19 protein-coding genes are annotated in these 20,826 nt (G+C 72.5%); 15 read left to right on the top strand and 4 right to left on the bottom strand.

All coding sequences use genetic code 11. The features are described from left to right. Nucleotides 1–1,187: 1,187 nt before the first annotated feature. The 4 genes from ABD946_RS13930 to ABD946_RS13945 all read right to left on the bottom strand — a co-directional run bounded on the left by ABD946_RS13930 (nucleotide 1,188) and on the right by ABD946_RS13945 (nucleotide 6,773). A complete protein-coding gene (locus tag ABD946_RS13930) occupies nucleotides 1,188–2,213 on the bottom strand; it encodes a hypothetical protein (protein ID WP_345283400.1) in 1,026 nt (341 codons plus the stop codon). Beyond that, nucleotides 2,210–4,159: a M6 family metalloprotease domain-containing protein gene (locus ABD946_RS13935; protein WP_345283402.1), complete on the bottom strand. Its 1,950-nt coding sequence runs from the start codon at nucleotides 4,157–4,159 to the stop codon at nucleotides 2,210–2,212. The genes ABD946_RS13930 and ABD946_RS13935 overlap by 4 nt, the downstream gene beginning before the upstream one ends. Before the next feature lie 196 nt (nucleotides 4,160–4,355). Continuing rightward, a complete protein-coding gene (locus ABD946_RS13940) occupies nucleotides 4,356–5,852 on the bottom strand; it encodes an alpha/beta hydrolase (protein WP_345283403.1) in 1,497 nt (498 codons plus the stop codon). A 99-nt stretch (nucleotides 5,853–5,951) separates the two neighbouring features. Beyond that, a complete protein-coding gene (locus ABD946_RS13945; RefSeq protein WP_345283405.1) occupies nucleotides 5,952–6,773 on the bottom strand; it encodes a DUF1963 domain-containing protein in 822 nt (273 codons plus the stop codon). Nucleotides 6,774–6,927: 154 nt separating this feature from the next. On the opposite strand from ABD946_RS13945, the gene argG reads away from it, so the two are divergent. From argG to ABD946_RS14020, 15 genes are all read left to right on the top strand, one after another. Beyond that, on the top strand, nucleotides 6,928–8,382 hold the full coding sequence (argG, locus tag ABD946_RS13950; protein ID WP_345283406.1) for an argininosuccinate synthase: 1,455 nt from the start codon (nucleotides 6,928–6,930) through the stop codon (nucleotides 8,380–8,382). Nucleotides 8,383–8,487: 105 nt separating this feature from the next. Beyond that, the gene (locus ABD946_RS13955) at nucleotides 8,488–8,808 is read left to right on the top strand and encodes a hypothetical protein (RefSeq protein WP_345283408.1); all 321 of its coding nucleotides are present in this window, start codon (nucleotides 8,488–8,490) and stop codon (nucleotides 8,806–8,808) included. A gap of 48 nt (nucleotides 8,809–8,856) precedes the next feature. Further along, on the top strand, nucleotides 8,857–9,885 hold the full coding sequence (gene argC, locus ABD946_RS13960) for an N-acetyl-gamma-glutamyl-phosphate reductase (protein WP_345283409.1): 1,029 nt from the start codon (nucleotides 8,857–8,859) through the stop codon (nucleotides 9,883–9,885). Then, entirely contained in the window at nucleotides 9,882–11,051 is a 1,170-nt protein-coding gene (gene argJ, locus ABD946_RS13965) for a bifunctional glutamate N-acetyltransferase/amino-acid acetyltransferase ArgJ (RefSeq protein ID WP_345283411.1), read from the top strand. Before argC ends, argJ begins: the two co-directional genes overlap by 4 nt. A 76-nt stretch (nucleotides 11,052–11,127) precedes the next feature. Further along, nucleotides 11,128–12,003 carry an acetylglutamate kinase gene (gene argB / locus ABD946_RS13970; protein ID WP_345283449.1) on the top strand — a complete coding sequence of 292 codons (876 nt, stop codon included), beginning with the start codon at nucleotides 11,128–11,130 and terminating at the stop codon, nucleotides 12,001–12,003. Continuing rightward, on the top strand, nucleotides 12,000–13,190 hold the full coding sequence (locus ABD946_RS13975; RefSeq protein ID WP_345283412.1) for an acetylornithine transaminase: 1,191 nt from the start codon (nucleotides 12,000–12,002) through the stop codon (nucleotides 13,188–13,190). Before argB ends, ABD946_RS13975 begins: the two co-directional genes overlap by 4 nt. Nucleotides 13,191–13,214: 24 nt before the next feature. Next, complete coding sequence (locus tag ABD946_RS13980) at nucleotides 13,215–13,763, top strand: arginine repressor (RefSeq protein WP_345283413.1); 549 nt, start codon at nucleotides 13,215–13,217, stop codon at nucleotides 13,761–13,763. A gap of 55 nt (nucleotides 13,764–13,818) precedes the next feature. After that, nucleotides 13,819–14,229, top strand: a complete 411-nt coding sequence (locus ABD946_RS13985; protein WP_345283415.1) for a hypothetical protein — start codon at nucleotides 13,819–13,821, stop codon at nucleotides 14,227–14,229. 223 nt (nucleotides 14,230–14,452) lie between these two features. Then, on the top strand, nucleotides 14,453–15,877 hold the full coding sequence (gene argH, locus ABD946_RS13990) for an argininosuccinate lyase (protein ID WP_345283416.1): 1,425 nt from the start codon (nucleotides 14,453–14,455) through the stop codon (nucleotides 15,875–15,877). Between the two features lie 29 nt (nucleotides 15,878–15,906). Continuing rightward, entirely contained in the window at nucleotides 15,907–16,227 is a 321-nt protein-coding gene (locus ABD946_RS13995) for an RNA polymerase sigma factor (RefSeq protein WP_345283418.1), read from the top strand. A 256-nt stretch (nucleotides 16,228–16,483) separates the two neighbouring features. Beyond that, entirely contained in the window at nucleotides 16,484–16,978 is a 495-nt protein-coding gene (locus tag ABD946_RS14000) for a GNAT family N-acetyltransferase (protein WP_345283419.1), read from the top strand. A gap of 403 nt (nucleotides 16,979–17,381) precedes the next feature. Then, on the top strand, nucleotides 17,382–18,407 hold the full coding sequence (locus tag ABD946_RS14005) for a methionine ABC transporter ATP-binding protein (RefSeq protein ID WP_345283420.1): 1,026 nt from the start codon (nucleotides 17,382–17,384) through the stop codon (nucleotides 18,405–18,407). After that, on the top strand, nucleotides 18,404–19,141 hold the full coding sequence (locus ABD946_RS14010; RefSeq protein ID WP_345283422.1) for a methionine ABC transporter permease: 738 nt from the start codon (nucleotides 18,404–18,406) through the stop codon (nucleotides 19,139–19,141). The genes ABD946_RS14005 and ABD946_RS14010 overlap by 4 nt, the downstream gene beginning before the upstream one ends. A gap of 46 nt (nucleotides 19,142–19,187) precedes the next feature. Next, on the top strand, nucleotides 19,188–20,015 hold the full coding sequence (locus ABD946_RS14015; RefSeq protein WP_345283423.1) for a MetQ/NlpA family ABC transporter substrate-binding protein: 828 nt from the start codon (nucleotides 19,188–19,190) through the stop codon (nucleotides 20,013–20,015). Between the two features lie 149 nt (nucleotides 20,016–20,164). Further along, nucleotides 20,165–20,785, top strand: coding sequence for a GNAT family N-acetyltransferase (locus ABD946_RS14020; protein WP_345283424.1), 621 nt, complete (start codon nucleotides 20,165–20,167; stop codon nucleotides 20,783–20,785). Nucleotides 20,786–20,826: the final 41 nt, after the last annotated feature.

Consider the following 20,826-nt stretch of genomic DNA (forward strand, 5'->3'; position numbering starts at 1 on the left):
TGTAAGAGCGGGCCGCGCAGCGCGGCCAGGTTCTCCATCGATCGCGTAACGCCAATTCTGTGGGGTCTATCTACTGCACATGCCACCGAAGGTGGTGTGGGCAGCCTCGCGGCCAGCGAGCGCGGCCAGGGCGGTGGGCGATCGTCGCCGTTGTGCGATTCATATTAGCTGTTAGGCTTCGCATCGGATTCATCCTCCGGAAGCACACCCAAGCACCGTCCGGCCGCCGCCGCCGTCGATCCCGGCCAGCGCTCGACTCCGTCGTTTGGCGAACTCGTTTCCACGACCGCTCCGTGTCAACTACTCTCGCCTGTTGCGTCGCTCGTACTTTCCGTGTCAGCTCTTCGTCCCCCGCTTGCCACGTCCTTTTTTGGCGTACGCGTGATATTCGATCGCTTGCGCGGGTTAGCTCTTTCCGAGCCTCGGCGGCTGGTATTACATACTTTTACCTCCTCGCCGCTCGACCACGTTGGCGCCACCTCTGTGACGGGTGCCGTTGACCCGGCCCCGTGTCCCTGTAACTGTGGTTCGGCATCTGAACCGCTCACTGTGCAGGCTTAGTACGGGGTGTAGGGCCGGTGTGGCATGTATGTGGTCAGCTCCTCGCATGAGATCTAGTGCGGTAATGCGCTGACCCGACTTGCTAGACCACCCCGGCCAAGTTCCTCGGCGCGAACGATCCCGCACCTCCTCCGGTCGTCACCCGTCACCCCTAGCGTCTCCGGCACCGGGAAGACCGGCGCGGCGATCAGCATGGGCAGGTAACTGGGCTTCGGACCACGTCCGACACTCCATCGCGAGCGGACGGTATCTCACCACCAAGTGCTCGGCCAAACGTCCAGCCAGTCGGTGCAGCGGTGGAGGCCGCCGCCCGGCCCGCGCCGCAAGGTTCGTCCCCCGGGGCGGCCGGCAGCTCCAACGGGCGGGCGTAGACGGCCGAGACCTCGGCCACGGCATCCCGCCGCCCGTCCACGGCACCACCCGGCCAGTGCCGTCCCGCAGACCAAGTCGTACCTGGATGCCAGCCGGGCCTGATCGATCACCAGGTGCTCGTACCCGGCCGCCCGTGGGCGCCTCGACGCCCGTGGTCAGCGGCGGATCGTTCGAGGCATCCGTAGAAGGATCATCCCGCCACCTCCCGGGGCCGGCCCAGCAGGCCGGCTGCGCCGGGCGGGGCTGGGGCAGGGTCAGGGGGCGACGGTCGGCTTTCGTGCGCCTGCGCCTGCACCTGCGGTTGGACGGCGACGGCGTCGTGTCCTGGCACCGGTGTCGGCGGATGGTGGTTCGCAGGCCGGTCGCGCCGGCCCGCTCCGCGCGCAGCCCTGTCGGGTCCGGTCCGAACGGACCACGAGCCGCCGGCCCGACGTCCACGGCGTCCTCCTGTCTGTCGTCGGCCCGTCGCAGGCGGTGGCGGTGTCGTGGAGCCAGTCGGCGACGGCGGTGCGGTGGGACCCGGCGGTCAGGGGTGGGTGGAGGTCGACCTCGGTGAGGTGGCCGGTGGGGGTGAAGCGGAGTTCCAGGAGGGTGGTGCCGAGGCGGTCGGCGAGGAGTCTGGCGCGGGGGCCGTAGCGGGCGGCGGCGGGGCCGAGGAGGCGGGGGCCGCAGAGGAGGAGACCGGGCCCGGTGGCCCGGGCGGGGTGGAGCTCGGCCGGGACGGGGGCGCCGGGGCCGCCGGGCCAGTCCAGTTCGCGGACCAGCCGCTCGCCGGGCCCGGCGGCGAGCAGGCCGCCCCGGGTGGCCCGGCCGGTGCGGGCCACCGGCAGGCCGAGGTGCCCGGCCAGCGCGAGGGCGGTGGCGGGGGAGAGCGCGCCCGGGGAGGTGCCGCAGGAGTGGTGCGGGCCGAGCACCCGGGGCCCGAGGCCGAGCAGCCAGCTGGCGAGCAGCGCGTACCGCTCGGCCCGGGCGTAGTCGTGGTCCTTGGCCGAGACGCCGGCCGCCCGGGTCAGCGGAAGGTGCGTCAGGCGGTGCAGCACCGCGCCCACCCCGTCGTCGGCGAGCCGCTCGCCGTCGGGCAGGGTGAGCACGGTGCGGGCGGCCCCGGCGGCGTCCACCCGGTGCGACCACCGGGCCCGGAGCAGCTCTCCGGGCCCGAGCAGCAGCACCCGTCCGCAGCCGGGCCGGCCGGCCAGGGCGCGGGCCACCGAGGCCGCACCCAGGTCGGTCCGGTCGGCCAGCACGAGGACCGTGCGGGGCGCCGCGGGGGCCGGGGTCACTGCGGAGGCAGGTTGTCGAAGGCCCGCTTGGCGGCCGGGTCACCGCCGGCCATGGCCTGCCGGAGACCCTCGGTCTCCGGGTCGTAGACCGGGCCGCCCTGCAGGTCGGGGCGGAGCGAGGACCCGATGAACGGCTCGCCGCCGCCCGCGTCCTGACCGCCGTCCTGGCCACCCTGGCCGTACTGGCCGTACTGCTCGTCCTCGCCGCCCTGACCGCCCGTCAGGGCCTGCTCCACGGCGGCCAGCCGGGCCTGGAGGTCGAGCACCGCCTCGGTCAGCGGGTCGGTGTCCCCGCTGCTGCGCTCGAAGGGGAGCTTGGGCCGCTCGGGCCGCTTGTTCTCGACCCGGTCCTTGATGTCCTTGCGCTCCTTGAAGGGCTCCTTGACCTCCTTCCGGGCGTCCTTGCGCTCCTTGAACGGCTCCTTGAGGTCCTTGAGCCCGTCCTTCAGCTCCTTGCGGGCGTCCTTGAGCTCCTTGCCGCCGTCCTTGAGCTCCTTGACCAGCGGCTTGCCGCAGGAGACGGAGACGGTGGCGGTCATGCTGACCGCCGGGGCGGGGATGCCGGTGACGGAGACGCAGGTGTCGGCGCCCGCGTAGGACTTGGAGCTCGGCGTGCTGCCGGAGCTGAACTCCGTCCGCCCCGCGCTGCCCGGGTACGGGTCGCCGCCGTCGCCGCGGTTGCGGGCCAGCTCCAGGTCGCGGCGGTCGTCGGCCTGGACGAGGCCGACCTTGTAGTGGTTCTCGTCGGTGTTGCCCGGCTTGCTCTCGTCCACGTGCCAGATCAGCAGGCCGGCGCCGGGCAGCGAGACGTCGTAGCCGCTCTGCTGGCGGTTCTCCACCAGGAAGTACTCGTTGCCCCCGGCGCCGTCCTTCCAGAGCCGGTGGACGGTGTGGCTGGACTTGACGTCCTCGAAGGTGACCGGGCCGCCGGAGGTGACCACGGTGGCGCTGGCCCAGCCTTGGTTGACCTTGCACCAGGCGGACGGGTGGGTCGGCACGTCGCCCCCGCCGCCCCAGGAACCGCCGCCCATCAGGCACCAGTTGCCCACGCCCTCGGAGGTGCCGTCGGTGTCGTAGAGGTCGGGGAAACCGAACAGCAGGTGGCCCAGCTCGTGCGCGCAGACGCCGATCTTGGCGTCCTCGGGGATGGTGAGGTAGGCGAACACCTTGGTGCCGTCCACGTTCTGCACGTCGGGCAGGGTCCACTTGTGGGACCAGATGTCGCCAGGGGCGCCGGTGGCCTCCCCGCCGGAGCCGGCGTGCACCACGATGAAGGCGTCCACGAAGCCGTTGCCGTCGTTGTCGTACGGGGTGAAGTCCACCGTCGGGTCGGCGGCCAGCAGCGCGTCACGGGCCATCAGGTGGGCGCGGGGCTCCCCGGTGGGCCGGCCGATGCCGAAGTTCCCGTTGGCGTACCAGGCCAGCGTCTGCGGCAGCCGGAGCGGGCCGACCACCTCGCCGACGATGTCGACCAGACCGTGCGTCACCTCGCGGTAGTACTCCCGGACGGAGCCGTGCGGCAGCTCGCCGAGCGAGAAGAACAGCTTCTCGAAGTGCGCCTGATCGGCCGTCATGTGCTTGTCGGAGAAGTCCGCCAGGACGACCACGACCCGTACCGCGCCGCGCAGCGGGGCCCGCTCGGCCGCCGCCTGCTTGATCGTGGTGTACGGGGTGCCGAGCGGGAACTCCTCGGGCGGGAAGATGGCGCCGTCGTCGAAGCCGAGCCGGTGCGGCGTGCGCCCCACGGTGAACTGGCCGGCCAGTTCGTCCGGGCCGGAGCGCAGCCGGGCCAGCTCCTGCTGGAGCCGGTCGCGGAGCTCCGGGCTGGGTGCCACGGCGCAGAAGTCGGACCAGACGGCCCGGGCCGCCGGCGCGGCCTCGGCTCCGGCTCCGGTACCGACTCCGGCTCTGGCGGCGGGGGTGGAGGGGGAAGGGGACTGGGGCATGGCGGCTCCCTCGGCAGCGGGCTGCGATCTGCTGACTACGCATGGTAGTGAGCCGAGCGCACGTGCGATACCGCCGTCCGGGGGAGCCGCCACGGTGCGCCCCTTGGTGCGCCGGTGCTGTTCGATGACGAATCGTTCCACCGGGCCGTGCGGTGCGAGGTGCCGGGTGCGAGGTGCCGGGTGCCGCCCGCAGGGGTCAGCCGCGGGCCGGCGTCTCCTCGGAGGGGCAGAGCACGTCGCCCGCCGGGCGGCGGCCGGTGGTGAGGAAGGCGGTCACCAGCCGGTCGCCGCAGGCGTTGCCGTTGGCGGCGTAGACGTCGTGGCCGCCGGAGTCGACCGCGACCATCCGGGCCCGGTGGCCGAAGGCCTGACGGAGCTTCAGGGCGCCCGCGTACGGGGTGGCGGGGTCGCGCAGGTTCTGCGCCAGCAGGACGTTGGGCGGGCCGTCCGGGGTGATGCGGACGGGCGGCTCGGCGGGGGCGGGCCAGAACGCGCAGGGCATCACGTTCACCGGCATGCCTGCCGTGAGCGGGTGCTTCGCGCGGGACTCCGCGACGTCCCCGGCGATCGCGGCCGGGTCGCGCGGCCAGGCCACGTCGTTGCAGAGCACGCCGACCGAGACCGCCACGGTGTTCTGCAGCGCCCTGTCCGGCGGCAGCTGCGGCGCGGGCGGGGTGCGGCGCTCCAGCCCGGCCCGCATCAGCTGCGCCAGGGAGGGGAAGCGCTCGTCGTCGTAGAGGGTGTTGAGCAGCGCCTCGCGGAGCGCGTTCCCGTCCAGGGCCTCCGGGTTGGCGCCCGGCCAGGGCAGCGGCTCGCGGTCCAGCCGGGCGGCCAGCTCCAGGAAGAGCGGCCGGACCTGCTCGGGGCGCTCGGCCAGCCGCAGCGGGTTGTCCGGCGCGGCGGCCCAGCGGGCGAAGTCCGGGAACCGGTCCTCGGTGCCCGGCCCGAACGCGGCCAGCCAGCCCCGGCCGACCTTCGCCGGGTCCGGGTCGTCGTTGCTGTCCAGCACCACCCGGTCGGTGCGGTTCGGGAACATCGTGGTGTACACCGCCCCGGCGTAGGTGCCGTAGGAGATGCCCCAGAGCGAGAGCCTGTGCTCCCCGAGGGCCTCCCGGATCCGGTCGATGTCCCGGGCCTCGTTGGCGGTGGAGAGGGTGCGCAGCACCGGGCCGCCGTTGCGCAGGCAGGTCTCCGCGACCCGCCGGGCGGTGTCGGCGTTGGCGGTGGTCGAGCCGTCGGCGGCCGGCCAGGGGCGCAGCTTCGTCATCGACAGGTCCTCGTGCGCCAGCCCGCAGTCCACCGGCGTGCTCCGGCCGACCCCGCGCGGGTCGAAGCCGACCAGGTCGTACATCTCCCGCACCTCGGGCGGCAGTTGCTTCGCGGCCTTGGTCGGCCAGTCGACCGCCCCGCCGCCCGGGCCGCCGGGCACCATCAGCAGCACGCCGCGGCGCCGCTCCGGCCGCTCGGCCGGGATCCGCGAGACGGCCAGGGTGATCCGCTGCCCGCCGGGATCGGCGTGGTCCAGCGGCACCTCGACGGTGGCGCACCGCTGGCGGGGGTCGAGGTCCTTGCCGGGGCAGCTGGTCCAGCTCGGGCGCTGCGGGGCCGCGTCGGCCCGGGGGACGGCGAGTCCGAGGAGCGAGGCGGCCACGGCGGTCGCGGCGGCGAGGGCGGCGATTCGATGCGTTGTCATGCCCCGAAGTCTTCTCCGAACGCCCCGCCCGCCCCATGCGGCCACCAGGCCACTCCGGACTGGGGATTTCCCCACCCCGGGAGGGGAGTTGACCTCCCGTCAGGCGCAGTCGAAGCGCTGGGCGAACGGCCGGCCGGGGCAGCGGCGGCACTCGAACAGGTAGACCCCGCCCAGGTCGCCCAGCGTCAGGCCGGGGCCCTCCGTCCGCGGATCCTGGTCGGCGGGCGTCCAGGCCGTGGACGACAGGGCGTCGCCCTCGGTGCTCTCGACGGTCAGCAGGTGCTCCATCGGCCGTCGGCAGGCCGGGCAGCGCGGAACGTCGGGATCCTGGCTCCAGCCCGGGTAGCCGCCCAGCTTGATGCCCGGTGCGGTGGAGAGGTGGTACTGGTAGGCCCAGCCGCGCTCCTCCTCCAGCCGGTCGAACCGCTCCTCCAGGGCGTCCCACAGCTCCTGCGGCAGGTCCCAGCTGGGGTACTCCGTCACGGCCTCCGGGTGCACGGTGCACGGCCGGGGCAGGTGCCGCCGCACCGCCCCGGCGGGCGGCGGCGGAGCGGTGCGCACCCGTGCGCCCTCAGCCGGGGCCCGGCGCCAGACCACCAGCGGCTCGACCCAGCAGCCGTCGTGGTCGCGCGGGCACCAGAGCACCTGGAGCAGGTCGCACCCGTCCGGGAACGGCACGACCTCCTCCGGCAGGTCGGCGAGCCGGAGCTGGACCACCGCCACCATCGGCGAGCCGGGGTGCTCGGGGCAGGTGGGCCACGGCTCCTCGGCCGGCCAGAGCAGCGGCCCGCCCACCGAGCTGTCCCGGCGGCGGGGCGAGCCGGCCCTGGGGTGGAGCCGAACGGTGCGGCGGCGGTAGGGCACCACCTCGGGGAAGAGGGCCTCGACGTCGAGCGGGCGGCCGGGGGTCCGTGGGTTCACCGGCGCACGGTACGCCGCGCGGCGGTCGGGGCGCACCGGCAATTCGTGACTGTCGGGGCGTCAGGCCGACTGGCAGGATGGCGGCGCGGGGACGGTTCTGCGAGGGCGGCGGAACCGCGTTGCATGGCCATGCATGATGATGCATACTCTTCCCATGTCCAAGGTCCTCACCTCCCTCCCCACCGGCGAGCGCGTCGGTATCGCCTTCTCCGGCGGCCTCGACACCTCGGTGGCCGTCGCCTGGATGCGTGACAAGGGCGCCGTCCCCTGCACGTACACGGCCGACATCGGCCAGTACGACGAGCCCGACATCGCCTCGGTGCCCGGCCGTGCCAACGCCTACGGGGCGGAGATCGCACGCCTGGTGGACTGCAAGGCGGCCCTGGTCGAGGAGGGGCTGGCGGCGCTGGCCTGCGGTGCGTTCCACATCCGCTCCGGCGGCCGGGCGTACTTCAACACCACCCCGCTGGGCCGGGCCGTGACGGGCACCCTGCTGGTCCGGGCGATGCTCGAGGACGGCGTGCAGATCTGGGGCGACGGCTCCACCTACAAGGGCAACGACATCGAGCGGTTCTACCGCTACGGCCTGCTGGCCAACCCGCACCTGCGGATCTACAAGCCCTGGCTGGACGCGGACTTCGTGACCGAGCTGGGCGGCCGCAAGGAGATGTCCGAGTGGCTGGTCGCCCACGGCCTGCCCTACCGGGACTCCACCGAGAAGGCCTACTCCACCGACGCCAACATCTGGGGTGCCACCCACGAGGCCAAGACCCTCGAGCACCTCGACACCGGCATCGAGACCGTCGACCCGATCATGGGCGTCCGGTTCTGGGACCCGTCGGTGGAGATCGCCACCGAGGACGTCACCGTCGCCTTCGAGCAGGGCCGGCCGGTCTCCATCAACGGCAAGACCTTCGCCACCCCGGTCGACCTGGTCATGGAGGCCAACGCGATCGGCGGCCGCCACGGGCTCGGCATGTCCGACCAGATCGAGAACCGGATCATCGAGGCGAAGAGCCGCGGCATCTACGAGGCCCCCGGCCTCGCCCTGCTGCACATCGTCTACGAGCGCCTGGTGAACGCGATCCACAACGAGGACACCATCGCCGCGTACCACAACGAGGGCCGCCGCCTCGGCCGGCTGCTCTACGAGGGCCGCTGGCTGGACCCGCAGGCCCTGATGGTCCGTGAGTCGCTGCAGCGCTGGGTCGGCGCCGCGATCACCGGCGAGGTCACCCTGCGGCTGCGCCGCGGCGAGGACTACTCGATCCTCGACACCAAGGGCCCGGCCCTCAGCTACCACCCGGACAAGCTCTCCATGGAGCGCACCGAGGACGCCGCCTTCGGCCCGGTCGACCGGATCGGCCAGCTGACCATGCGCAACCTCGACATCGCCGACTCCCGCTCCCGCCTGGAGCAGTACGCCGCCCTCGGCCTGGTCGGCGAGGGCCCCGGCGGCCAGAGCTCGATCGGCGCCGCCCAGGCGGCCTCGACCGGCCTGATCGGCGCGATGGACCAGGGCGGAGCCAAGGCCATCGCCTCCACCGTCGAGCCCACCGCCGAGGAGGCGGCCCTCGACCGCGCGGCCATGGAGTCCGGCACCGACTGACCGTCAGCCGCCGCACCCCGTACGGAGCCCGGGCCCCGACAGGCATGACGCCCTGTCGGGGCCCGGTGTGTTCTGCGCACCCCTCCGGCCGTGGAAAACTTAGGTATGCCTAAGTTGCTGCGCTTCTTCTTCGAGTACGGCGTCTCCACCCCGCTCTGGCCCGAGTCCGGCACGCCGGAGGCCCTCGACGGCCCGGTCGAGCCCGAGGAGCTCCCGGTGGAGGACGGGCTGCGGGCGGAGCTGTCGGAGCTGTCCGAGCTCTACCAGTCCTCGCTGGACTGGAACGACCCCGGTGGCCCGTCGCTCTGGAGCGAGGAGCAGTGGGCCGCCTTCCATCCCCGGGCCACCGCGGCCCTGGCGGAGCTGCGCCGGCAGCTCGGCGACGGCTTCGCCGTCCGGGACTGCCGGCTCGACCTTCTTGCATGAATGTTCCGTGCTGCGTATATTCATGCCTAGTCCTAGAGAGGAATCGTCATGGCATTGCGTGTGGCCGTCGCCGGAGCGAGCGGATATGCGGGCGGCGAGGCGCTGCGCCTGCTGCTCGGCCACCCCGAGGTCGAGATCGGCGCACTGACCGGCGGGTCCAACGCCGGGGCGCGGTTCGGTGAGCTGCAGCCGCACCTGCTGCCACTGGCCGACCGGGTGCTGGAGCCGACCACCCCCGAGACGCTGGCCGGGCACGACGTGGTCTTCCTCGGGCTGCCGCACGGCCAGTCCGCCGCCGTCGCCGAGGCGCTCGGCGAGGACGTGCTGGTGGTGGACTGCGGGGCCGACTTCCGGCTCAAGGACGCCGCGGTCTGGGAGAAGTTCTACGGCTCCCCGCACGCCGGCACCTGGCCCTACGGTCTGCCCGAACTCCCCGGCCACCGGGCCGCGTTGAAGGGCACCAAGCGGATCGCCGTGCCGGGCTGCTACCCGACCGCCGTGTCCCTGGCGCTGTTCCCGGCCTACGCCGCCCGCCTCGCCGAGCCGGAGGCGGTGATCACCGCCGCCTCGGGCACCTCCGGCGCCGGCAAGGCGGCCAAGCCGCACCTGCTGGGCAGTGAGGTGATGGGCTCGATGAGCCCGTACGGCGTCGGCGGCGGCCACCGGCACACCCCAGAGATGGCGCAGAACCTCGGCCCCGTCGCGGGGGAGGACGTCACCGTCTCCTTCACCCCCACCCTGGCCCCGATGCCGCGCGGCATCCTGGCCACCTGCAGCGCCAAGGCGAAGCCCGGCACCACCGCCGAGGGCCTGCGCCGCGCGTACGCCGAGGCCTTCGCGGGCGAGCCCTTCGTCCGCCTGCTGCCCGAGGGGCAGTGGCCGCAGACCAGTTCGGTCTACGGCTCCAACGCCGCGCTGGTCCAGGTCGCCCTGGACGAGCACGCCGGGCGGATCGTCGCGATCAGCGCGATCGACAACCTGGTGAAGGGCACCGCCGGCGGCGCGGTGCAGAGCATGAACATCGCCCTCGGCCTCCCCGAGGAGCTCGGCCTCCCCTTGATCGGAGTCGCACCGTGACCACCAGTCAGAACCTCGGCGTCACGGCGGCCAAGGGCTTCCGCGCCGCCGGCGTCACCGCCGGCATCAAGGCCAGCGGCACCCCGGACCTCGCGCTGGTGGTCAACGACGGCCCGCAGCTGGCCGCGGCCGGCGTCTTCACCTCGAACCGGGTCAAGGCCGCCCCCGTGCTCTGGAGCGAGCAGGTGGTGAAGGGCGGTCAGATCTCCGCCGTCGTGCTCAACTCCGGCGGCGCCAACGCCTGCACCGGCCCGGCCGGCTTCCAGGACACCCACGCCACCGCCGAGAAGGTCGCGGCCGAGCTGGGGCTGAACGCGGGCGAGGTGGCGGTCGCCTCCACCGGCCTGATCGGCGTCCGGCTGCCGATGGACATCCTGCTGCCCGGCGTCGAGCAGGCCGCCAAGGCGCTCAGCGAGGACGGCGGCGAGGCCGCCGCGATCGCCATCAAGACCACCGACACCGTGCACAAGACCGCCCAGGTCAGCCAGGGCGGCTGGACGGTCGGCGGGATGGCCAAGGGCGCGGGCATGCTCGCCCCGAGCCTGGCCACCATGCTGGTCGTCATCACCACCGACGCGGTGGTGGACGCCCCCGGCCTGGACGCCGCGCTCCGCTCGGCGACGAACGTCACCTTCGACCGGATCGACTCCGACGGCTGCATGTCGACCAACGACACCGTGCTGCTGCTCGCCTCGGGCGCGTCCGGCGTCACCCCGGACGCGGCGGAGTTCGCCGCCGCGGTGGCCACCGTCAGCGCCGACCTGGCCCGCCAGCTGATCGGCGACGCCGAGGGCGCCTCCAAGGACATCCGGATCGACGTGGTGAACGCGGCCACCGAGGCCGAGGCCGTCGAGGTGGCCCGCACCATCTCCCGGAACAACCTGCTCAAGTGCGCCCTGCACGGCGAGGACCCGAACTGGGGCCGGGTGCTGGCCGCGATCGGCACCACCGCGGCCGCCTTCGACCCGAACCAGCTGAACGTCGCGATCAACGGCGTCTGGGTCTGCAAGGACGGTGGCGTGGGGGAGGACCGCGACCTGGTCGACATGACGGGCCGTGAGATCGTCATCACCGCCGACCTGCGGGCCGGGGAGGCCAAGGCCAGCGTGTGGACCAACGACCTCACCGCGGACTACGTCCACGAGAACAGCGCCTACTCCACCTGAGCCGGGGGACACCCACACCGTGAAGATCGCACCCAAGGGCGAACAGGCCCGGAACAACACCGCGTTGCCCAAGGCGATGACCCTGATCGAGGCGCTGCCCTGGCTGGAGCGCTTCCACGGCAAGACCGTGGTCATCAAGTTCGGCGGCAACGCCATGGTCGACGACTCGCTGAAGTCGGCCTTCGCCCAGGACGTGGTCTTCCTGCGCTACGCCGGGCTGCACCCCGTCGTGGTGCACGGCGGCGGCCCGCAGATCAGCTCGCAGCTGGAGAAGCTGGGCCTGGAGTCCAGCTTCACCGCGGGCCTGCGGGTCACCACCCCCGAGACCATGGACGTGGTCCGGATGGTGCTGGCCGGCCAGGTCCAGCGCGAGCTGGTCGGGCTGCTGAACGAGCACGGCCCGTTCGCGGTCGGCATGACCGGCGAGGACGCCCACACCATGACCGCCGTGAAGCGGTACGCGGTGGTGGACGGCGAGCAGGTCGACATCGGCCTGGTCGGAGACATCGTCAACGTCGAGGCGGGCGCCGTGAAGGCGCTCATCGCCGACGGCCGGATCCCGGTGATCTCCTCGATCGCCCGCGGCACCGACGGCCACGTCTACAACATCAACGCCGACACCGCCGCCTCCGCGATGGCCGTCGCGCTGGGCGCCGAGATGCTGGTGGTGCTCACCGACGTCGAGGGCCTGTACGCCAACTGGCCCGACTCCGACGACGTGATCAGCCAGCTGACGGCCGGTGAGCTGGAGAAGCTGCTGCCCACGCTGGCCAGCGGCATGCTGCCGAAGATGGAGGGCTGTCTGCGCGCCGTCCGCTCCGGCGTCGGCACCGCGCGCGTGCTGGACGGCCGCGTGCAGCACAGCCTGCTGCTGGAGATCTTCACCGACGAGGGCATCGGCACCATGGTGGTGCCGGACGACGACGACACGGTCCTGGGGGGCCTCGCATGACGAACGACCAACTCACCCAGCGGTGGCAGCACTCGCTGATGGACAACTACGGCACCCCCCGGCTCCCGCTGGTCCGCGGCGAGGGCTCGACCTTCTGGGACGCCGACGGCACGGCGTACCTGGACCTGGTCGGCGGCATCGCGGTGAACGCGCTGGGCACCGCCCACCCCGCCATCGTGGAGGCGGTCACCCGGCAGGTCTCCACCCTCGGCCACGTCTCCAACCTCTTCATGGCCGAGCCCACCATCACGCTGGCGGAGAAGCTGCTCGAGCTGGACGGCCGCCCCGGCCGGGTCTTCTTCTGCAACTCCGGCGCCGAGGCCAACGAGGCCGCCTTCAAGATGGGCCGGCTCACCGGCCGCACCCACGTGGTCTCGCTCCAGGGCGCCTTCCACGGCCGCACCATGGGTGCCCTGGCGCTCACCGCCCAGCCCGCCAAGCAGACCCCCTTCCTGCCGCTGCCGGGTGACGTCACCTACGTGCCGTTCGGCGACATCGAGGCGCTGCGGGCCGCGGTGACGGAGGAGACCGCCGCCGTCTTCCTGGAGCCGATCCAGGGCGAGAACGGCGCGATCCCGCTGCCCGAGGGCTACCTGACGGAGGCTCGGGCGATCACCCGGGCCACCGGGACGCTGCTGGTCCTGGACGAGGTGCAGACCGGCATCGGCCGGACCGGCCACTGGTTCGCCCACCAGGCGTACGAGGGCGTCGAGCCGGACGTGGTCACCCTGGCCAAGGGCCTCGGCGGCGGGCTGCCGATCGGCGCCGTGCTGGCCTTCGGCGACGCCGCGGAGCTGCTCCACCCGGGCCACCACGGCACCACCTTCGGGGGGAACCCGGTGGTCGCCGCCGCCGGGCTCGCGGTGCTCGACACCATCGCCTCGCAGGGCCTGCTGGAGCACGTCCAGAAGGTCGGCGAGCAGCTGCGCACCGGCATCGAGGCGCTCGGCCACCCGCTGGTCAGCCACGTCCGGGGCGCCGGGCTGCTGCTCGGCATCGTGCTCAACTCGCCGGTCTCGGCGCAGATCCAGGCCGCCGCCCAGGCCGCGGGCTTCCTGGTGAACGCGGCCGTGCCGGACGCGGTGCGGCTCGTCCCGCCGCTCGTGCTCACCGAGGCGGAGGCCGCCTCGTTCCTGGCCGCCCTGCCGGAGATCCTGAACAGCGTCACCCCTGACGCGAACGTCTGAGCGGACTCCGGGAGAATCTTCGCCATGACCGCATCCAGCTCCGACCAGTCCGCCGCCGGGCCGACGCCGCAGGTCCCGCAGACCCGCACGGCCCGGCACCGGAGGATCGTCGACCTGTTGACCCGTCAGCCCGTCCGCTCGCAGAGCCAGTTGGCCAAGCTGCTCGCCGACGACGGCCTGGTGGTCACCCAGGCGACCCTCTCGCGGGACCTGGACGAGCTGGGTGCGGTGAAGATCCGCAACCGCGACGGCGCCCTGATCTACGCCGTCCCCGCCGAGGGCGGCGACCGCACCCCCCGCGCCCCCATGGGCGAATCCGCCACCGAGGGCCGGATGGCCCGCCTGGCCGGCGAGCTCATGGTCTCCGCCACCGCCTCCGGCAACCTCGTCGTCCTGCGCACCCCGCCCGGCGCCGCCCAGTTCCTCGCCTCCGCCATCGACCAGGCCGAGGTCTTCGAGATCATCGGCACCATCGCCGGCGACGACACCGTCCTCCTCATCAGCCGCGACCCCTTCGGCGGCCAGGCCCTCGCCGACCACCTCATGCAACTCGCCCAGGCCAAGGCCCAGTGACCCCCACGCCCGTCCCGCCACCGCAGCGGGGCGGGCGCTGCCACGAGGAGCCCCGATGACCGGCCAGACGGTACGCATCCCCGCACCGTGCGACTGCGGCGCCCTGGCGGAGCGTCAGGTGAACCAGTTCGTCGAGCGCGGCGAACTGTGGTGGGACGCCGAGTTCCGCTGCACCGCCTGCGACGCCTACCGGTGCGAGCACGCCGGCCCCGGCGACCCGCCCTCCGCCGGCTGGCGCCCCGCCCTGCTCGCCGCCAACGGCCCCACCCACCTGCGCCTGGGCCCGGTGCCGAGCCTCGTCCCGGTCCTCAAGGCCTTCCGCGAGCTCACGGGCGCGCCGCTCGGGGAGGCCCGCCGGCTCGCCGAGGAACTGACCGGCGGCGGCACGACGGGCACCCTGGCCGAGATGGAGCTCCTCCGTGCCCGGCTGCAGCACCACGGCCTCCACGCCGACCTGACCCCGTAGCGAACCCCCGCCCCGCCACGGGCTCCCCTCCCCACGGCCCGCCCCCGCCGCAGGCGGTGGCCGCTCCGCTCTCCCTCCGGCCTCCGACCCCGCCGCGGGCGGTGACCACCCCGCCCTTCCTGCGGCCTCCGAGCCCGCCGCAGGCGACACCCGTTTGGTGTTTCATGCGATGCAGTGCATACTTATGCCAATCCTCGTACAGTCACCCGAAGGAGCCCACGCGATGACCGCCGACCAGAATGCCGACGTCCGCCTCTGGGGCGCCCGCTTCGCCGACGGCCCCTCGGAGGCGCTGGCCAAGCTGTCCGCCTCGGTGCACTTCGACTGGCGGCTCGCGCCGTACGACATCGCCGGGTCGAAGGCCCACGCCAGGGTGCTGCACAAGGCGGGGCTGCTGACCGAGGAGGAGCTGGGCGGGATGCTGGCCGGCCTCGACCAGCTGCTCGCCGACGTCCAGGCCGGCACCTTCACCGGGACCGTCGCCGACGAGGACGTGCACACCGCGCTGGAACGGGGCCTGCTGGAGCGCCTCGGCCCGGACCTCGGCGGCAAGCTGCGGGCCGGCCGGTCGCGGAACGACCAGATCGCCACCCTGTTCCGGATGTACCTGCGGGACCACGCGAAGATCATCGGCGGTCTGCTGCTGGACCTGCAGCACGCCCTGGTCGGCCTGGCCGAGGCGCACCCCGCCACCGCGATGCCCGGCCGCACCCACCTGCAGCACGCGCAGCCGGTGCTCTTCGCCCACCACGTCCTCGCGCACGTGCAGGCCCTCGGCCGGGACGCCGAGCGGCTGCGCCAGTGGGACGCCCGCACCGCCGTCTCGCCGTACGGCTCCGGTGCCCTGGCCGGGTCCTCGCTCGGGCTGGACCCGGAGCAGGTCGCGGCCGAGCTCGGCTTCGAGGGCGGTTCGGTGGGCAACTCGATCGACGGGACCGCCTCGCGGGACTTCGTCGCGGAGTTCGCCTTCGTGACCGCGATGATCGGGATCAACCTCTCCCGGATCGCCGAGGAGGTGATCATCTGGAACACCAAGGAGTTCGGCTTCATCACGCTGCACGACGCCTTCTCCACGGGCTCCTCGATCATGCCGCAGAAGAAGAACCCGGACATCGCCGAGCTGGCCCGGGGCAAGTCCGGCCGCCTGATCGGCAACCTGACCGGCCTGCTGGCCACCCTCAAGGCGCTGCCGCTGGCCTACAACCGGGACCTCCAGGAGGACAAGGAGCCGGTCTTCGACTCCTGCGACACCCTCGAGGTCCTGCTCCCGGCGTTCACCGGCATGATGGCGACCCTGACGGTGCACCGGGAGCGGCTGGAGGAGCTGGCCCCGGCCGGCTTCTCGCTCGCCACCGACATCGCCGAGTGGCTGGTGAAGCAGGGCGTGCCGTTCCGGGTGGCGCACGAGGTCGCGGGTGCCTGCGTCAAGGTCTGCGAGGGCCAGGGGATCGAGCTCTCGGACCTGACGGACCAGCAGTTCGCGGAGATCAGCGGGCACCTGACGCCGGAGGTCCGCTCGGTGCTCAGCGTGCACGGCGCGATCGCCTCCCGCAGCGGGCGGGGCGGCACCGCCCCGTCGGCGGTGGCGGTCCAGCTGGCCGAGCTCAAGGCCGACCTGGCCGCCCAGCAGGAGTGGGTCCAGGGCTGACGTTCACTCGCGGAGGGGCACCCCCAGGGGTGCCCCTCCGTCGTTTCCCGGGTGTGATCCGCTACGCCGAACTCCACCCGGAGAACCCCGCCGTCACCCGGACGGAGTGGACCGTGCCCTCCGCCGAGGACCAGGCGCTCGCCGCCGCCAGGGCGCGCGCGGTGCGCCGCGCGCTGGCCGTCCTGCCCGGGCGCTGCCCCGAACTGATGACCGCGCTGGCCGAGTCGCCCGAACTGACGTACCGCCAACTCGCCGCGCGGCTGGGCCTCCCGCGCGGCAGTATCGGACCGACCCGCTCGCGCTGTCTGGCCTGCCTGCGCGCCCTCCTGCACAACGAGCGGCCGGAGTGACCCTCGCCACGTCCAGGCCACGGGAGGGTTGCCGCCGGCGGGCCGGTGGGTAGAGCGGTGGCGAACGCGTCCTTGACGCCTCCTCACCCGGCCCGATACTGGGCGTGCGCGCAGAGCCGGTTCCGGAGGACAGCCGGGACGCGTCTGCGCGACCCCCGGTCAGGGCGGATCCCCGGCCGGGCAATCCTTCGGCAGGGCGACCGGTGCGGAACCCTCACCGCGCGCACCGGAACCAACGATGGGGAGGCCCCCGCACATGGGCATGAGCGTGAACATCTCGGTGGCGAGCGTGGAGGACGCGGAGGCGATCCTCAAGCTCCAGTACCTCGGCTACCAGTCCGAGGCCGAACTGTACGGAGACTGGGCGATCGAACCGCTGACCCAGACCCTGGAGAGTCTGCGCGCGGAGCTGACGGAGCGCCACGTCCTGGTGGCCCGCCTCGGCGACGAGATCGTCGGCACCGTCCGCGGCTCGGTGGACGAGGACGGCACGGCGCACATCGGCCGTCTGGTGGTGCACCCCCGGATGCAGCGGCACGGCCTCGGCGGCCGGCTCCTGGAGGCGGTGGAGCGCCGTCTGCACGAGCAGCACACCGTCGGCTCGTACCAGCTCTTCACCGGCCACCGCAGCCTGGGCAACCTCCGCCTCTACGCCCGCCACGGCTACCGGCAGACCACCGTCCGCGAGGTCTCCGGCCGGCTGAGCGTGGTCACCCTGGAGAAGCACCCGCCGGTCGCCGCCGCTGCCTGAACCACCCCTCACGACACCCACGGCGCCCTGACCGAACCCTCGGTCGGGGCGCCGTCACCCTTGAGGTGACAGTGTCGTGTCCGAAGTGCGGACATCGGCTCCTGATAATTGGGACCGTGTCCATATGTCTGATTTACTTTCACCCATGACCACGACGACGACGCGCACCGCCATCGGCACCATGCCGACGGGTGAGAGCTGCATGTGTCGCTGTCGAATGTGTCGCTTCTGAGGGCTGCTCAACTCCCTCTTCCCCCCGCGCCGCGAGCCCTGACACGTAAGGGCCACGCCCACGCGCGCCCCGGCCGCCCAGCGGCCACGATCGAAGCATGGCCGGACCTGACCCACCCTCAGAGGTGTGCCCCCGCACGCCCTCGTCCGCCCCCGAACAACGGAAGCAGCCGTGATCACCACCAAGGACCTGACCAAGGTCTACCGAAGCCGAGGCCGCGAGACCACCGCGCTCGCCGGAGTCGACCTGCACGTCCGCGAGGGCGAGGTGTACGGGGTCGTCGGCACCAGCGGTGCCGGGAAGTCGACCCTGATCCGCTGCGTCAACATGCTGGAGCGCCCCAGCTCGGGCACGGTCACCGTGGACGGCGTGGAGCTGACCGCGCTGCCCGGCACCGAGCACCGGGCCGGCAAGGAGCTGCGGGCCGCCCGGCAGAAGATCGGCATGGTCTTCCAGCACTTCAACCTGCTCTCCTCGCGCACCGTGCAGGAGAACGTCGAACTCCCGCTGGAGATCATCGGCCTGGACCGTGCCCAGCGCCGCCGCAAGGCGGCCGAGCTGCTGGAGCTGGTCGGCCTCGCCGACAAGGCCCGCAACTACCCGGGCCAGCTCTCCGGCGGCCAGAAGCAGCGGGTGGGCATCGCCCGCGCGCTGGCCGGCGACCCCAAGGTGCTGCTCTCCGACGAGGCCACCTCGGCCCTCGACCCGGAGACCACCCGCTCGATCCTGGCGCTGCTGCGCGACCTCAACCAACAGCTGGGCCTCACCGTGCTGCTGATCACCCATGAGATGGACGTCATCAAGTCCGTCTGCGACTCCGCCGCCCTGATGCGCGACGGCCGGGTGGTGGAGTCCGGCAAGCTCACCGACCTGCTCGCGACCGAGGGGTCGGAGGTGGCCCGGGAGCTGTTCCCGCTCGGCGAGTTCGGCCAGGGGCACCCCGGCAACACCGTGCTGGAGATCACCTTCCAGGGCGACAGCTCGGCCCGGCCGTTCGTCTCCCAGCTGGCCCGGACCTACCAGATCGACATCAACATCCTGGGCGCCGCGGTCGAGACCGTCTCCGGCCGGATGGTCGGCCGGATGCGGGTCGAACTGCCCGGCGGCCACCAGGACAACGTGGTGCCGATCGGCTTCCTGCGCGAGCAGGGCCTGCAGGTGGACGTGCTGGACCAGAAGGACGGAGCGGCGGCATGACCTGGGACCAGATGCAGGAGCTCATGTGGCCCGCCACCTGGGAGACCTTCCAGATGGTCGGCGTCTCCACCGTCGTCACCGTGCTGCTCGGGCTCCCGCTCGGCCTGCTGCTGGTGCTCACCGACAAGGGCGGCGCACTGCAGAACGCCCCGGTGAACCGGGTCATCGGAGCCGTCGTCAACCTCGGCCGCTCGATGCCGTTCATCATCATCATGGTCGCGCTGCAGACCTTCACCCGGGCGATCGCCGGCACCACCATCGGCTGGGAGGCGGCCACCGTGCCGCTGACGGTCGGCGCCATCCCGTTCTTCGCCCGGCTGGTGGAGACCTCCGTCCGTGAGGTCGACGGCGGGCTGCTGGAGGCCGTCCACGCGATGGGCGGCGGCACCTGGACCTCGGTCCGCAAGGTGCTGCTCCCCGAGTCGCTGCCCTCGCTGGTCTCCTCCGTGGTGACCACGATCATCGCGCTGATCGGCTTCTCCGCGATGGCCGGCACCGTCGGCGGCGGCGGCCTCGGCTTCCTCGCCGTCAACTACGGCTACCTGCGCTTCGAGACCGGCTTCATGTGGGTCATCGTCGCCGAGCTGGCCGTCATCGTGACCGTCATCCAGCTGATCGGCGATCTGATCGTCCGTCGGCTGACCGACCGCGGCTCCTCCGGTGGCACCACCCGCCTGCTGCGCTCCCGCACCACCACCTCGGAGAAGGACGAAGAACTCGTCCTCCCGCACTGACCACACCCCGTCCCACCCGCATCACCCATGGAGAAAGGCACTTTTCGTGCGTAACGTCCTGAAGTCCGTCAGCATCCTCGCCACCGCCGGGCTCGCCCTGTCCCTGACCGCCTGCGGCAGCGACTCCTCGTCCTCGGGCTCCAGCCCCGACGCACCGCTGAAGGTCGTCGCCAGCCCCACCCCGCACGCCCAGATCCTGGAGTACGTCCAGAAGAACCTGGCCGACGCGGCCGGGCTCAAGCTCGACGTCAAGGTGGTCACCGACTACGTGACCCCCAACACCTCGGTCCAGGACGGCTCGGCCGACGCCAACTACTTCCAGCACGTGCCGTACCTGAAGGACTTCAACCAGAAGAAGGGCACCGACATCGTCTCGGTCGAGACGGTGCACCTGGAGCCCCTCGGCCTGTACTCCAAGAAGGTGAAGTCGGCCGCCGAGCTGCCCGACGGCGCCACCGTCGGCCTGCCCAACGACACCACCAACGAGGGCCGGGCGCTCAAGCTGCTCGCCGACAACAACGTCATCACCCTCAAGGAGGGCGTGGGCACCGCCGCCACCCCGGCCGACGTGACGGGCAACCCGAAGCACCTGAAGTGGAAGGAGCTGGAGGCCGCCCAGCTGCCCCGCTCGCTGCCCGACCTGGACGCCGCCGTGATCAACGGCAACTACGCGATCGAGGCCAACCTCAAGCCCGCCACCGACGCGATCCTGCTGGAGAAGGCCGAGGGCAACCCGTACGCCAACATCCTGGCCGTCAAGAAGGGCAAGGAGAACGACCCGCGGGTGAAGAAGCTCGCCGAGCTGCTGCACTCCGACAAGGTCAAGCAGTACATCGACGACACCTTCAAGGGCTCGGTCATCCCGGCGTTCTGAACCGCCGGCAGCGGCTCCTGACGGCCGCTCAGAACGGCACCCCCATCCGTGTGGTGGGGGTGCCGTCGGCGTTCCACCCGGTACCGTGTCACGGCCCGGGCAGGGCGGGGCGTACCGTGTGTCCACGACCCGGCGAGGAGAGAGACGGCATGCCTGCGAGCTTCCCCGAGACCGCGATCAGCACCGAGCGGCTGCTGCTGCGACCCCTCGCGGGCGGGGACGTCCCCGGCCTGGTGGCGATGATGGACGACGAGCTGGTGCACGCCTGGACCGACGTCGTGCAGCCCTTCACCGAGGAGCACGCGCGGGAGTGGACCAGGATGCTGGCGCCCGCCCGCCGCATCGAGGGGCGCGGAATCGTTTTCGCCGTCACCGAGCACCTCACCCAGCGGATGGTGGGCGTGGTCGAACTGCGCTCCACCGACTGGCGGCTGCTCTCCACCGAGGTCGTCTTCGTCACCGCCTCCTGGGCCCGCGGCGAGGGCTACGCGCCCGAGGCCGTCAACGGGGTGGCCCAGTGGCTGTTCGAGGACCGCGGCTTCCTCCGCCTGGAGCTGCGCACCGCCGCCGGGAACACGGCAGCCCAGCAGGTGGCCCAGAAGCTCGGCTGCATCAGCGAGGGCGTGCTGCGCAGCGCCTGGATAGTCCGCGGTGGTGAGGGGGACGGCACCGCGGAGGAGAGCCGCAGCGACCTGATCCTGTGGAGCCTGCTGCCGGAGGACATGGAGCCATTGGCGCCGCGCGAGGCCGACCACGCGGGGCAGCGCTGACCGCCGGCGACGGGCCGCGCTGACGTGTCGTCGGGAGTTCA

The sequence above is a fragment of the Kitasatospora albolonga genome (assembly GCF_039535905.1).
In the GTDB taxonomy this organism is placed as follows: Bacteria; Actinomycetota; Actinomycetes; order Streptomycetales; family Streptomycetaceae; genus Kitasatospora; species Kitasatospora albolonga.

Excerpts from the sequence above, each read along its gene's own strand:
- ABD946_RS13935 (WP_345283402.1), bottom strand. The coding sequence starts at position 4,159 with ATGCCCCAGTCCCCTTCCCCCTCCACCCCCGCCGCCAGAGCCGGAGTC.
- ABD946_RS13940 (WP_345283403.1), bottom strand. The coding sequence starts at position 5,852 with ATGACAACGCATCGAATCGCCGCCCTCGCCGCCGCGACCGCCGTGGCC.
- argG (WP_345283406.1), top strand. The coding sequence starts at position 6,928 with ATGTCCAAGGTCCTCACCTCCCTCCCCACCGGCGAGCGCGTCGGTATC.
- ABD946_RS13955 (WP_345283408.1), top strand. The coding sequence starts at position 8,488 with ATGCCTAAGTTGCTGCGCTTCTTCTTCGAGTACGGCGTCTCCACCCCG.
- argC (WP_345283409.1), top strand. The coding sequence starts at position 8,857 with ATGGCATTGCGTGTGGCCGTCGCCGGAGCGAGCGGATATGCGGGCGGC.
- argB (WP_345283449.1), top strand. The coding sequence starts at position 11,128 with ATGACCCTGATCGAGGCGCTGCCCTGGCTGGAGCGCTTCCACGGCAAG.
- ABD946_RS13975 (WP_345283412.1), top strand. The coding sequence starts at position 12,000 with ATGACGAACGACCAACTCACCCAGCGGTGGCAGCACTCGCTGATGGAC.
- ABD946_RS13980 (WP_345283413.1), top strand. The coding sequence starts at position 13,215 with ATGACCGCATCCAGCTCCGACCAGTCCGCCGCCGGGCCGACGCCGCAG.
- ABD946_RS13985 (WP_345283415.1), top strand. The coding sequence starts at position 13,819 with ATGACCGGCCAGACGGTACGCATCCCCGCACCGTGCGACTGCGGCGCC.
- argH (WP_345283416.1), top strand. The coding sequence starts at position 14,453 with ATGACCGCCGACCAGAATGCCGACGTCCGCCTCTGGGGCGCCCGCTTC.
- ABD946_RS14000 (WP_345283419.1), top strand. The coding sequence starts at position 16,484 with ATGGGCATGAGCGTGAACATCTCGGTGGCGAGCGTGGAGGACGCGGAG.
- ABD946_RS14010 (WP_345283422.1), top strand. The coding sequence starts at position 18,404 with ATGACCTGGGACCAGATGCAGGAGCTCATGTGGCCCGCCACCTGGGAG.
- ABD946_RS14020 (WP_345283424.1), top strand. The coding sequence starts at position 20,165 with ATGCCTGCGAGCTTCCCCGAGACCGCGATCAGCACCGAGCGGCTGCTG.